Here is a 13,717-nt window from a genome sequence, read left to right as displayed (position 1 = left end):
TGTCTCATTATTATCAATAGCTCAGGTTGGTTTTATGTATTTCCGTGTAATGGCATGAGCAGTTAATGGCTGTATATCTTCCTGATTCAGCCAGGAAAAATTGACAGTTCAGCCAATGGCCTGATTGATATCTTCTATCAGGTCATCAATGTCTTCGACGCCCACGCTGAGGCGGATTAATGAATCAAGCAAGCCGTTCTTTTCCCTTTCCTCTTTGGGAATGGAGGCATGTGTCATGGAAGCCGGATGACCGATGAGTGATTCCACACCGCCAAGCGACTCTGCCAGTGAGAAAAGCCTCGTGTTGGATAGCACGTGTATCGCATCTTCTAAATGATTGCCTTTAAGTGTGAACGAGATCATACCGCCAAATCCACGCATCTGTTTCTTTGCAAGCGCATGGCCGGGATGGCTGGCAAGCCCGGGAAAGTGCACCTTTTCCACTTTGGGATGGCCTGATAAAAAGGCCGCCATTTTCAGTGCATTCTCGCAATGCCTTTCCATACGCAGATGCAAAGTCTTGATTCCGCGCAGCACCAGGAAGCAATCCTGCGGTCCGGGCACACCGCCACAGGCATTCTGCAAAAACTGTAACCGTTCCAGCAATGATTCATTGTTAGTTATCACCGCACCCATCACCACATCACTGTGGCCGGAGATATATTTTGTTACGGAATGCAATACGAGGTCAGCACCAAGGTCGAGTGGATTTTGAAGGTACGGAGAAGCGAATGTATTGTCTACACAAACCAATGCACCGGCATTCTTCGCGGCGGCTGCTGCGGCTGCAATATCAATGATGTTCATCATTGGATTGGTGGGCGTTTCGAGCCACAGTAATTTTGTTTTGGAAGAAATATGCTTTTCAATGGCACCCGGCTGATGCATCGGAATGAAATTGAATTTCACGCCGTACTTTTCAAAGACCTTTGTAAAGATCCGATAGGTGCCGCCGTAGAGATCGTTGGTGGACAGCACTTCGTCTCCCGGGTTCAGCAGTTTAATGACAGCATCCGAAGCAGCCATGCCACTGGCGAAACACAGACCAAACCTTCCATTTTCCAATGCAGCAAGATTTTGCTGCAGTACATTTCGCGTTGGATTTTGCGTACGGGCATACTCATAGCCCTTGTGATCACCCGGTGCTTCCTGAACATAGGTGGAGGTTTGAAAAATAGGCGTCATGATAGCGCCTGTGGAAGGGTCGGGCTCGATACCGGCGTGCAATGCTTTGGTGGCGAATTTCATGGAAAGTAAAATTTAAGCGCGCAAGTTAACGGATTTCTAATCGCGTTTTTCATGCATTGGATTTGAAACTGAAGTATCAAATCAACGACACTTTGTGACCTTCGTGCAATCCTTAGTGTCCTTTATGGTCAAATGAAAAGAAAGTAACCATAATGCGCACAGAGGCACATACAAAGAGCACTAAGAAAAACAATAGATGAAAGCACAATTTCAAATCAATGAAACTTTGACACCTTCTTGATTTGTAATCGCTATTTCAGATCAGCAGAGGTTTAACCCGGAATTTGTAATGAATATCTGAGCCGTTCAAATAATTACTGCCTGATAAATGCATAATACTTGCTCTTCATATAAAGAACAATATCATATTCCATGGCTGTCTTAAGCATGTATTCCGGAATATCGCAATAATCAAGGAAAGGGCTGATCTCTTCGGGTTTAAGCGGGATGACATCATTATCAATATATTTCTGCAGTATTTCACGTTGTAATTCCCGCTGATGCACTTTATTCATGAGTTCGGCATAGCCGCGTTTATCTTTTTCGCGGTGACTGAATTGCTCATAGATGGCGGTGATGGGACTTTGTAAAACCTGGTAACCGTGCAGTGTGTAATCTTTTTTATCATATCCAAGTTTCAATGCATCCCTGTGAATCTGTTCAAACTCGCGTTGTGGCTGTACTTCAACCGCAGGCAGTTCAACCTGTATCTTATGGAGATAAATGGTGACTATATATCTTTCTTTATAAACAGAATCCCTGAAAGAAATTGTTTTGGCTGAGTAGCCGTTCGCTACCAGGAATATCGAGTCCTGCTGCAAAGCCACCACCTGGAAGTAACCCGCATTGTCGCTGATAGAACGCTCCTGCGTCCGTTTATTGATCAGTTGCATATTGATGACAGGTCGCTTGTTCATCGAATCAATTCCCCATCCGGAGATGCGGATGGTTCGTTCCTGTGCAAAAGCATTGTGCCGGTAAAAGCATACTGATAACATTATAAAAAAAACAATAATAAATTTCTGGCTCAATGATGCGGTTGATTGATAAGGAGGCCGAAATAACGGAAAATTAGAGGCGGTATTTTTTGATTATCGGTAATTACTTTTCTGCAATTCCTTTTTTCCAGATTGCCACAACTAACAACAACGACTAATCATTCACTACTCACTACTCACTACTCACTACTCACTATTCACTATTCACTACTCACTATTCACTATTCACCTCTTATCCACTTCAATAACCATCGCCACCGCACCGTCTGCCACATTGTTCAGTGTGAAACTGATGGTCTCTCCTGTCTTAAAACTCACTGATGGAATCAGCAAATTGCCCAGCGCTTTACGCACTTTTTCCTCATAGCTGCCTGTTTGACTGCTGATAGCCGTATTCAGTTCCTTATAATCTATCGGCTTTTTTGTTACCACAATGGCCATGAAATCCTTGGCGCCTGTTGCATCAACCTGCAAAGAATAGTCCTTGGGAAACAATCGCGTCCCGGTGATGCCACAGTAGGGTGAATGTTTTGCCGTGTAAGGGAACAATACATAACTGCTCTGATCTGTTTCCTGGCCAAAGAGATAGGTATAGCAGTCGAGTGAATTGGTAACCTCGATCTTGAATTTTGTGCCTTTTGCAATGGGTGCAGCAGTGTTAAAAACTATACCTCCTTTGTTGCGTAATGGAATTTGCTGCTGCGTCGCATTATCCACGAGGCCGAATTCCACCGACAGATTATTGGTAAGTGGTTTATCGGCATTACCCATAGGATAAACACCATAGGCTTCTTTGGTGAAATAGGCGAAGTCTTTATATCGTATCCAGGCCAATCCATTTTGTCCCCAGTCGTTGCCCCAGCTGTTCATCAACTGAAAGGCGCCTTCCTTACCGTATTTGTAATCATCATAACCCACCACGCACATACAATGCCCGCCGAAATTCATCATGTTATAATCATTGGAAGAAGGCACCCACACTTCCTGGCCCATCATGGGTTGCATGAAACTTCCGCCGACCATCATGCCGACCACTACAGGCGCACCTTGTGCAAGGTTTTGTTTGATGGCAAGCATATCCACTTCCTGGTTATCACCGCTTTTGGTAAGCCGGTTGTAACCGGTCATCTTAAATTGCGAGGCCGCCTGTTTTTGTGCAGAGGTCGGTTTGGTTTCGCAACTTTGTTCGTTGTAGGGAAACTGCGATAGGGGAAGCAAGCCTTGTCCCTGCATTACATCCATGGCTTTTTCAATGTAAGAACCCTGGCATCCTTCCAGGGAGATCTGGTTATACAGGTAGGCAGGGCTGAAGGCGATTCTGTCGGGATCTTGCCCGGTGCGTTGTGCCTCCAGGATGGTGCGGGCTGCATAGGCATTGCCCCAGCCAACGCATGAACCCTGTTCGCCCTGGTTCAGTCGTTTAGGACAATATTTCTCCAGCGAAACTCTTTCCGGTAACGGGTTCTTTATGTTATCGGCCAATGGTTCAAATACTTCCGTAGCATCATACAAGGCTGGATCAAATTCAGCGCCGGTAGAAAGCAATTGCCCAGCGGAAGGAGATGAAAAACCGCCGCCTGAAAAGTAATAGAGCGCACCGCCGATCAAAAGCAGCACAATACCCGTTTTCGGATTCTTACGGAACAACATGAGCAGCATTGGCAGCAGGGACAGTATGGAAAAACCGCCGCTATTCCCGCCGGGGCGGCGGCCGCCACCCGGATAGTTATCAGGCCGTTGCTGATTATCGTCTTCAACCATTCTGATGGGCATAGATTAATAGTTTATCAGTTGAGAATTATTGGAAAGGAATGAATAGGATGGAACAATGAAGATAGAACTTTGGGAAGAAAATTAATAGCCGAAGTTGCGTTTCATCGGTATTGACAGAAAGCAAACCATCTTCTTTGGCGCAGATACTGAAGGTCCTGATCATTCGCATACGCTTCCCGTTCAAAAATGATGTTGCGATAGGCGTCATGGTGATTCGTGTATCTCCACCTGTTGAATAGATAATTGATGAGGTATAACACATAGAATGGAATGATTAACAGCTCCACCTGCTGTCGGTGGTGTATCATCTCATGGTTAAGCATGACTGCATCCGCCGAAAGCTGGCGGTTACGAAACAGCAGGAATGGAAATAATGCCATTCCACGCACATGCAACCCTTTAACTATGATGATGAATGGATATTTCAAACGACCGGTTTACAGTTCCATCTTAAAAACAATAAGCCCGCTCATGAGTTTCGGTTCAAACCATGTTGATTTTGGCGGCATCACTTCATTCATGTCTGAGATGGCAAAAAGCTGTTCCATGGTAACCGGAAAGAGCGAAAATGCTACAGCGGCTTTTCCTTTCACCACCGCTTTTTCCAATGCGGCAAGTCCTTTAATACCCGGAACAAAATCAATACGGCGGTCGATGCGCGGGTCTTTGATTCCTAAAACCGGATCAAGCAAATTGTTTTGCAGTATGGAAACATCAAGCGACGCCACGGCATCATTCGTATAGGTGCCTTCCCGTGCCCGCAGCTTATACCATTTGTAATTCAGGTACATGCCGAAGCGGTGTGGCTGCGAAGGATCATAGGGTGAGCGGCTGGCAATTTTAACATCAAATTTTTCACTCACCAGTTTCAGGAACTCTTTCTCTGTATGACCATTCAGGTTTTTGATCAGGCGGTTGTAATCATAGATACGCAGTTGGTTGGCCGGAAACAGGCAGGTGAGGAGGTAATTGAAATCATTCGATTTCAGCTGATTCAGCTTGTCTGCCATTTGACCGGCGTAGATGGCTGCCGCTGCTGCACGATGATGTCCATCAGCAATATAAGAGCAGTGAACATGCTTGTTAAAAAGATCCGTCAGCTCATCAATGGTCTTCTCATTGCTGACTACCCACACTTCCTGTCTTACTCCATATTCATTTACAAAATCATATGCCGGCAGGTGTTCATTGGTGATCATGGCGATCAGCATATCAATCTTATCTACCGGCGTATAGGCAAGAAAAACAGGATTTGAATTCAGTAAGGTACTCGTGATATGAAGCACATTTTCATTTTCCTTGTCGGCGCGGGTATGTTCATGTTTCTTAATTCTTCCTTCCTGGTAATCCCTGATATGCAGGCAGCTGATGAGTCCGGTTTGTGTATGACCTTCAAGCGAAAGCCGGTAAACATACAGGCAGGGTTCCTCATCCCGCAGAATGGTGCCTTCATCCACCATCTTTTGAAAATACATGCGCGCAAAATCAAAGAGTTGCTGTTCCGTTTTCGGTGTGTCATCCGGAAAATTTAAGCGCGGCTTCACCACATGTGCAAAGGAGTAGGGGTTTTTACGCGCTTCCTCTTTCCTGCGCTGATCACTCAGGAGGTTATTGGGATTCAATGCCACTTTAGAAGCCAGTTCCGGCAATGGCCTGAAACCTTTAAAGGCTTTAATGATCACGGCTGCTTGCTTTGTGAAAAGTTAACAATTATATCTACCACTTCTTTGCCAATGCGATCCTGCGCTTCACGGGTGGAAGCTCCTATATGCGGGGTCAACGACACGCGCGGATGTTGCAGCAATGCCACATTATGCGTCGGTTCTTCTTCAAACACATCAATACCTGCAAAGGCTACCTTGCCTGTATGCAGCGCCTGCAGCAGATCCGCTTCATTTATTGTTCCGCCTCTTGCACAGTTAATGATGCCCACACCGTCTTTCATCATGACAAATTCATCTTTCGAAATCACCGTCGTTGCGCCGGCACTGTGAATCGTGATAAAGTCGCTGTTGCGTAATACCTCTTCTTTGGTGGATGGTTTAACCGGTACTGAAACACGGATGCTATTCATGAGTTGCATTTCAAGGTTCCAGTCGCGTGGAAACAGGTCATATGCCATCACCCGCATGCCACAGCCAATGGCAATTTTCGCGGTAGCCTGCCCAATATTACCGAATCCAATGAAGCCCAGTGTTTTTCCTTTCAGTTCGCTGCCTTTTGAGAATTTTTCTTTCAGCGCTTTAAATTGCTGCGTGCCGTTTACGGGCATCTCGCGGTTTGATTCAGGAAGAAAACGAACCAGGCCGAATAAGTGCGCAAAAACCAGTTCCGCCACTGATTGCGAAGATGCCAGTGGTGTATTCCTTACCATGATGTCTTTCGACTGAGCATATTCCACGTCGATGTTATCCAGGCCCACGCCGCCGCGAATAATGAGTTTGGTGCGGCTGATGACATCAATCAACGGCTTCCTGACCTTGGTGGCACTGCGAACGGTGAGCACATCAAATTCATTGATATGGTTTGCAAGTTCATCCTGCGGTATTTTAACATCATGCACTTCGAATCCGGCTTGTTCCAGTGCTGCCTTTGCTGAGGCTTCCATGCCATCGTTGGCAAGAATCTTCATCATACTAATAATTTTTTTTCTCCGGCAACGAAAATAGTATATGGATTATGTTTTAGCATGAAAACATACCAACGCCGTGTGAACAAAAGGTTAAGGAAGGTGAATATCCCTGAACCCTTTCAGTAGTTTAGTCAGTTCTTTTTCTTTTTGTATGGCGATGTATTTTCCTTCGGAATGAAGGATGCCTTCTTTCTTAAACTGTGAAAAAGTACGAATCACTTCTTCAATTGATGCACCGATGATATCGGCATAATCCTGCCGGGAAAGTTTTGCTGCAAGCACTTTTTTCCTGTTCCGTATCTGAGTGCCATAAATTTCGCGTACCGTGAGCACGGCATCGGCTAATTTCTGCCGTACTGTCATCTGAGAAAGTGAGCGCAGTTTGTATTCGGTCCGCCTTAGCTCAGCAGCATAAAACATCAGCAGGTTGATGGCAAAGGCAGGGCTCTTTTCCAGTGCCGCCAGAAAATCATTCATCTTGATAAAGCAGATGGTGGAATCTTCGAGTGTGGCAGCACTGATCGGATAAAGCTGCGGCAAACCCAGTCCGCGGTGGCCGAGGATATTTCCGCTGTCGGCCAGTCTGACGATTTGTGAACGGTTGTCTGGACCTGTATTGAAGACCTTTACCTTTCCGCTGAAAATAAAATAAATACCTGTTACGGGGTCACCTTCTTTAAATACAACAGCGCCGGGCTTAAAATGCTGTACGGTTTTATGAAGCGCCAGCTGCTCTTTGTTTTCTTTGCCAACAAACCGATTCACAAAACATGCAGCTGAACTGCAATTGATACAGGTTGGATGTGGACGCATTTATACTGAGCAATTGAAAAGTTGATCCTGTAAGGTGGACTATTTCTTCATGTGGGTTGATTCGAATTCCTGCATCACACTGATGAGTTTTGCAACACCTTCCTCCGGCATGGCATTATAAATGGAAGCCCTGAAGCCGCCCACGGAACGGTGGCCCTTGATGCCGATGCAACCATTGTTTTTCGCAAATTCTCCGAAGGCCTCTTCCAGCGATTTATCCTGCATGATCCAGGTCACATTCATCAGTGAACGGTCTTCGACGGCTACATTTCCTTCAAACAAAGCATTGCGGTCAATTTCCGCATACAGTAACGCAGCTTTCGCGCGGTTACGTTTTTCCATCGCGGTAATGCCGCCTTGTTCCTTCAGCCAGCGAAGCGTGAGCATGCAGACATAAATTGCGAAAGTACTGGGTGTGTTGTGGAGTGAATTGTCTTTGATATGCGAACGGTAATCCAGCATCGTTGGAATGGCACGCTGCACTTTCCCCAGCAGGCTTTCCTTCATGATCACCAGTGTTGCGCCGGAAGTGCCGAGATTTTTTTGCGCACCGGCATATATCATATCAAATTTTTTCCAATCCAGCACCCGTGAAAAAATATCGGAACTCATGTCTGCAATCAACGATACCGGTGAGGCGGGAATGTCTTTCAGCTGACTGCCATGTATCGTTTCATTGGTGGTGATGTGAAAATATTTTGAGTCAGCTGGAATGCTGTACTGCTTTGGTATGTATGAATAATTTTTGTCAGCGGATGAAGCCACCACATTCACATTGCCGAAGAGCTTTGCTTCTTTTATCGCCTTCTTAGACCAGGAGCCGATCTCCATATATGCTGCCGTTTCATTTGAATCGAGCATGTTATAAGGAATAGTGCAAAACTGCATTGTGGCACCGCCCTGTAAAAACAGTATTTTATATTCCTCACCCAATCCGGTGAGTTCGCGTACAAGTTGCTGTGCTTCGTCCACTACAGCGGTAAACTCCTTGCTGCGGTGCGAGATTTCAATGAGCGATAATCCGATATCATTGAGTTCCAATACGGCTTTGGATGCCTGCTCGAAAACGGTTGGTGGCAAAATGGCCGGACCGGAATAGAAGTTATACTTCTTCATGCTGTTTGATTTTTAAGAAGCGCAAAGCTAAAGAATTTTACACCTACATTTTGTATAGCAAAGCTCCAATGGATTATATGTGGATACAATTACCAGGTGCAATATGGGTTAGCTTTATAAGAATTCATATCATCTGTTTCGCCGCAGCTCCAATGGCAGTTGAAGGTTGCGGTGAAGCAGGATTGGTAAGAGACATGCTTTGCTTTCGCCGGTTTATCCACGGGATAGCTTTCGAACTTAATACGGGACAAGATTAAATGAATGGCGTCAGCTTATGCGACAGCCGCTTGCTGCAAGGTCAGTTGTATCAGCCGGTCAACTGCCTTGTGCGGATCGCTGCTGAATTTTTGCTGTACACGGTTGGCAACAATAGCGCTGAGTGAAAGCGAAGCATGGCCGAGTAGCCGTGACATGCCGTATATACCGGCTGTTTCCATTTCAAAGTTGGTGATCCGGTTCCCGTCAAAGGCGAAGGAAGATAGCTGATCCAGCAACTTCGGGAATGCGGGCTCGGCCCTTACCTGTCTTCCCTGCGGACCGTAAAATCCGGGGCAGGTAACAGTGATGCCTTTTTGTGTGAAGTGGCTGAATGCACTGATGAGTGAGGATGAGCCGCGGGCGATATAAGGGATAAAGGCAATATGGTTTTCCTGTACATGCCCGAGAAAAGCCAGCAATAAATCCTTCTCCGATTGCGGATGAGGCAGTTGATAAAAGTTAAGCAGGTTGTCCATGCCAATAGCGTAGCCCGAAGCAACAAAACTGTCGAGCTCAATATCAGGTTGCAGGGCGCCGGAGGTGCCGATGCGAATGATGTCCATTGAGGTGAGCTGATCTTTTACCGTGCGTGATGAAAGGTCCACATTCACCAGTGCGTCCAGTTCAGTGAGTATAATATCTATATTGTCGGTACCGATGCCGGTAGAAATTACCGTTATTCTTTTCTTGCCGATATAGCCGGTATGCGTAACAAATTCGCGGTGTTGCCGCCTGATTTCCACGTGGTCGAAATATTTGGAAACTTCTTTCACTCTGTCGGGATCACCCACTGTAATGACTGTTGTGGCAAGTTCTTCCGGTAAAAGATCGAGGTGATAAACGGCCCCGCGTGCATTGAGGATTAATTCTGATTCGGGAATGATTGGCATCTTAACATGCAGTTGTTACCTTTGCAAAGCTAACTGTAATTCATCCAAATAATTTATGGAGCAAAAAAACTACGCACCTGTTGCGATTAAAAGAATACTGGTTCCCACTGATTTTTCTTCTACCTCTATCAATGCACTCGATTATGCGGCCATGGTGGCAGCCAGGGCAGGTGCTGAAATCCTGTTGCTGCATGTCTTCGAGTCTTATTCACACAATACAATGCTGAATGCCGCTGTTGATTTTAACCAGATCATGGAAAAGGGCATTGATGAGAAGCTGCAGGAGCTGAAAGCAATGAACCAGCAGCTGACCGGAATCCCGGTGCGCACGAGGGTAGTTTCCGGCAAAATCCATACGGAAATTGAACGTATTGCCCATGAAGAGGATGTGCAGCTGATTGTGATGGGAACACATGGCGCATCCGGCGTCAGCAACAGCGGAAAGATGATGCTGGGATCCAACACCTACAGAATCATACAGAATTCACCCTGCCCGATTATTACGCTGAGAAATGATCCGTCGAAAGATGGTTTTAAAAATATTGTGCTTCCTATCGACAGCTCCTCGCAGTCAACATTGAAGCTTAATCTTGCTATTGCCTGGGCGAAATTATTCGGTTGTACCATTCACCTGCTCGCTGTCACCGCATTTTTTGAAGAGTTTGTGGTGGATGCGAAATCTGTTGACAGGAAGGTGCACCAGGTTGGAGAAGTGCTGTTAAAGGAAGGTATTGCCTATACAGCGCATATCATACGTAATCAATCGCCTTCGCTGTCTATCCTGCACCATGCTGAAAAAATGAATGCCGATATGATTATGATTGTAACAGGCTATGAATCGCAATTGGGGGAGATGCTGTTCGGTTCAAGTGCCCGCACGGTGGTGGCTGAATCACCTGTACCGGTGCTGAGCATTCATATCAGGAAAGACTGATGTTGATATTGGTACCAATGATTTCTTAAGAAAGCCCCGGAATAGCCAGAAGACTGAAAGCACCCGGGGTTTCTTTCAGAGTGCAGTTTGTATTAATGCAGCATCCTTTGTGGTTTTTGTTAATTGCCTGATGTGCCGGTACGATTTGCATAAACTACCGGATTCCGATTTTAAGTCCGGTTTTCAAGAAATTGAGTAAGATGAATTCAAACAGCAAAGTCATAATATCTGTTAAAGACCTCGTGAAGGACTATGGAACTTTTCGTGCTGTTGACGGGATTAGTTTTGATGTGATGGAAGGAGAAATATTCGGATTGCTGGGCCCGAACGGCGCCGGAAAAACCACGACCCTCGAAATTATTGAAACTTTACGAACCAAAACATCCGGCACGGTAACGGTGGATGGCTTGTCAATAGATAAAAATCAAAATGAAATAAAGCAGATCATCGGCGTACAGTTACAGGCAGCCGGATATTATCCAAGCCTCAACCTGCTGGAGTTACTCGAGCTTTTTTCAGGATTGTATAATGTGCAGACCGATGCTCAAGCAATGTTAGCATTGGTGGGCCTGGAAGATAAAGCGAAGAGCAAGTATAAAGAACTGAGCGGCGGACAGAAGCAGCGTTTCTCCATTTCCACCACGTTGATTAATCAACCGAAAATTATTTTTCTTGACGAACCTACTACCGGACTTGATCCGCAGGCACGCCGCAATTTGTGGGAACTGATCCGCCAGGTGCGCGGCCAGGGAACCACCATCGTCATCACCACGCATTATATGGATGAGGCGGAGCAATTATGCGAGCGCGTTGCATTGGTTGACGGCGGCCGCATAAAAGCTTTGAATACACCGGACCACCTGATTGATGAATTGATTGCCACAGGATTTGAGCGGAAGAAAGAAGTGAAGGCAGCCAACCTGGAGGATGTTTTTCTTAAGCTTACCGGCAAAGAATGGAGAGATGAATGAGAAAAAATTCTGTATGATTTTCGATTAAAAGGCTCTTTGCTGAAAAGTGTCCTGATCCGGTAACCGGCATAACGATAGATGATAAAACCCAGTTAAACCAATTTGAAATCTTGATGCCTCCCCAAAGCTATAGCCAGGTACGTGCCATGCTGGCCATCACGAGGGCCAGCCTTCGCAGCATCTTCCGCAGTCCGTCGGCGGTGATCTTTTCGTTTGCCTTTCCGCTCATCTTTATCCTGGTGTTTGGCTTTGTGGGCAATAGTGGCTTTAAACTGGAAGTAGGCGTAGAACAGGCTTCCGACACCACCAGCATACTTTACAAGGCGATAAAGCAGAATCCGCAGTTCAGGTTAATTGCCGGCGAGAATGATCAGGACTTAATAACGGATCTCAACAAGGGGCGCATCGACGGGATGATTAACATTCAGCCAAACACTTCAGGTACCGGTGCGCCTGTAATTATTCATGTCAAGACATCGGCATCCTCGCGCAATGCACCGTTGCTGATCAATATGCTGCAATCGATGATTGACAGGAAAACCATGATCAATATGCAGCCGCAAACGATGATGGCGGAAATCAGGGAAGAGCGGCAGCCGGGCAGGCCCTATAAATCCATTGATTTTATTTTGCCGGGCATGCTGGGATTCTCGCTGCTGAGCACCGGTGTTTTTGGAACAGCCTTTACTTTCCTGGGACTTCGCCAGACGCTGGTAATCAAACGTTTTTTTGCAACGCCTGTCAAACGTCCCTACATCATCATCGGTGAAGGGCTGAGCAGGGTATTATTTTCTTTGCTCACTTCTTCCGTAATACTGGTGCTCGGATATTTCGCTTTTGGGTTCACTCTCGTTCATGGTCTCATCACCTTCATCAACCTGTTAATTCTCTCTTTTATCGGCCTCTTTATTTTTATGGGCTTTGGCTTTGTGGTTTCAGGGCTGGCAAAGAATGAAGCCGCTGTTCCGCCGATCGCCAACATCATCACCTTGCCGCAGTTTTTGCTGGCAGGCACTTTTTTTTCTACCGATGCCTTTCCTTCCTGGCTGCAACCTATACCTAAAATATTACCACTCACTTATCTGAATGATGCGATGCGAAAAGTATCATTTGAAGGTGCAGGATTATTCGATGTGTGGAAGGACCTGATGGCATTGGGAATATGCGGCATCATTGTTTATGCTGTTGCTGTAAAGGTTTTCAGGTGGGAATAGTGTTTCGGTTCGCAGATTGGTTGCCATGCTTCAGCTTCAACGGATCGGGCAACACAGCCATCATGACGGAATATTAATCCTGCGGCCAGTCGGCGCCTTCATCAATCCATTTTGTAATTGTCCTGATATCTTCTGCAGGCAATATATGTGCATCAGCGGATTTCATTGTTGGCCGCCGCCCTGAAATAATTTCAATCAGCTTGCTTTCGCTGCTCTTACCCGGAACAATGAAAGCTTCCTTGCCATTCTTTCCAAAAAAATCATCACGGTTATCGGCTCTGAAACCTCCGAGTTGTTTCCTCGGACCATGACAGCTGATGCAATTCATCTCGAGAACAGGATACACTTCTTTCCAGAAATCAGTCTTGGGTAAATTATTGATCGAATTGGCTGATACTGCTTCCGGCTGATTACCGGATGGAATTGCTGTATTACAGATCACATTGCCGGAAGTGTCAGTAACGGAGCGGTAAGCTGTAATAGCAAAAACAGTGAAGCCCGATACAATCGCAATGATGGTAAGCAGGCCTGCACGGATGGATGCTTTCCTGCCGGTGGCCATACCAAATACTCTCTTCCCGATCACACTGGTCAGCCATTGCCAGTGCAGCAGGAGATGCAACAGCAGCACTACGAGGAAGCCTAAGCTGAACCAGTAATGTATGACACCATATTCATGACGGGCAAGGCCCCAAAGCATTCTTGATTTATTAGTGCCCGGCGGTAATGGAAACCTGATAATAAAACCGGTGAGTATCATAGCAAGAAAGAGAAGGCCTGCCGAAAGATCGAGGAGAAGATTTACAATAGTCCTGCTCATACCCTGCTGCCGGAATATTGGATTGGCCGGCAGTGTAAAATTAGGCTGTT

General features: G+C 46.0%; 13 protein-coding genes. 3 read left to right on the top strand and 10 right to left on the bottom strand.

Features of this window, described 5'->3' with window-relative positions; translation table 11 throughout:
- Nucleotides 1-108 precede the first annotated feature (108 nt).
- The 9 genes from K1X61_06145 to K1X61_06105 all read right to left on the bottom strand — a co-directional run bounded on the left by K1X61_06145 (nucleotide 109) and on the right by K1X61_06105 (nucleotide 9,728).
- Nucleotides 109-1,248: a cystathionine gamma-synthase gene (locus K1X61_06145; GenBank protein MBX7108213.1), complete on the bottom strand. Its 1,140-nt coding sequence runs from the start codon at nucleotides 1,246-1,248 to the stop codon at nucleotides 109-111.
- A gap of 314 nt (nucleotides 1,249-1,562) precedes the next feature.
- A complete protein-coding gene (locus K1X61_06140) occupies nucleotides 1,563-2,246 on the bottom strand; it encodes a hypothetical protein (protein ID MBX7108212.1) in 684 nt (227 codons plus the stop codon).
- 225 nt (nucleotides 2,247-2,471) lie between these two features.
- On the bottom strand, nucleotides 2,472-4,019 hold the full coding sequence (locus tag K1X61_06135) for a DUF4384 domain-containing protein (protein MBX7108211.1): 1,548 nt from the start codon (nucleotides 4,017-4,019) through the stop codon (nucleotides 2,472-2,474).
- A gap of 101 nt (nucleotides 4,020-4,120) precedes the next feature.
- A complete protein-coding gene (locus tag K1X61_06130) occupies nucleotides 4,121-4,447 on the bottom strand; it encodes a hypothetical protein (protein ID MBX7108210.1) in 327 nt (108 codons plus the stop codon).
- 9 nt (nucleotides 4,448-4,456) lie between these two features.
- Nucleotides 4,457-5,701: a DUF1015 family protein gene (locus K1X61_06125; GenBank protein MBX7108209.1), complete on the bottom strand. Its 1,245-nt coding sequence runs from the start codon at nucleotides 5,699-5,701 to the stop codon at nucleotides 4,457-4,459.
- Nucleotides 5,698-6,654 (bottom strand): D-2-hydroxyacid dehydrogenase, encoded by a 957-nt coding sequence (locus K1X61_06120; protein MBX7108208.1) that lies wholly within the window; start codon nucleotides 6,652-6,654, stop codon nucleotides 5,698-5,700. Before K1X61_06120 ends, K1X61_06125 begins: the two co-directional genes overlap by 4 nt.
- 87 nt (nucleotides 6,655-6,741) lie before the next feature.
- A complete protein-coding gene (locus K1X61_06115) occupies nucleotides 6,742-7,416 on the bottom strand; it encodes a Crp/Fnr family transcriptional regulator (GenBank protein MBX7108207.1) in 675 nt (224 codons plus the stop codon).
- 87 nt (nucleotides 7,417-7,503) lie between these two features.
- Entirely contained in the window at nucleotides 7,504-8,580 is a 1,077-nt protein-coding gene (serC, locus tag K1X61_06110) for a 3-phosphoserine/phosphohydroxythreonine transaminase (protein ID MBX7108206.1), read from the bottom strand.
- 272 nt (nucleotides 8,581-8,852) lie between these two features.
- Nucleotides 8,853-9,728: a nucleoside phosphorylase gene (locus K1X61_06105; GenBank protein ID MBX7108205.1), complete on the bottom strand. Its 876-nt coding sequence runs from the start codon at nucleotides 9,726-9,728 to the stop codon at nucleotides 8,853-8,855.
- A gap of 55 nt (nucleotides 9,729-9,783) precedes the next feature.
- Between K1X61_06105 and K1X61_06100 the strand changes: the two genes are divergently transcribed.
- From K1X61_06100 to K1X61_06090, 3 genes are all read left to right on the top strand, one after another.
- Nucleotides 9,784-10,662: a universal stress protein gene (locus tag K1X61_06100; protein MBX7108204.1), complete on the top strand. Its 879-nt coding sequence runs from the start codon at nucleotides 9,784-9,786 to the stop codon at nucleotides 10,660-10,662.
- 200 nt (nucleotides 10,663-10,862) lie between these two features.
- Nucleotides 10,863-11,633, top strand: coding sequence for an ABC transporter ATP-binding protein (locus tag K1X61_06095; GenBank protein ID MBX7108203.1), 771 nt, complete (start codon nucleotides 10,863-10,865; stop codon nucleotides 11,631-11,633).
- Between the two features lie 113 nt (nucleotides 11,634-11,746).
- Nucleotides 11,747-12,847 (top strand): ABC transporter permease, encoded by a 1,101-nt coding sequence (locus K1X61_06090; protein ID MBX7108202.1) that lies wholly within the window; start codon nucleotides 11,747-11,749, stop codon nucleotides 12,845-12,847.
- 73 nt (nucleotides 12,848-12,920) lie between these two features.
- Here the strand turns inward: K1X61_06090 and K1X61_06085 are convergent, their stop codons facing one another.
- Nucleotides 12,921-13,667 carry a DUF4405 domain-containing protein gene (locus K1X61_06085; protein ID MBX7108201.1) on the bottom strand — a complete coding sequence of 249 codons (747 nt, stop codon included), beginning with the start codon at nucleotides 13,665-13,667 and terminating at the stop codon, nucleotides 12,921-12,923.
- Nucleotides 13,668-13,717 lie beyond the last annotated feature (50 nt).

It is taken from the genome of Chitinophagales bacterium (assembly GCA_019694975.1).
Classification (GTDB): domain Bacteria; phylum Bacteroidota; class Bacteroidia; order Chitinophagales; family UBA10324; genus JACCZZ01.
This window is presented reverse-complemented; position numbering and strand designations above follow the sequence as displayed.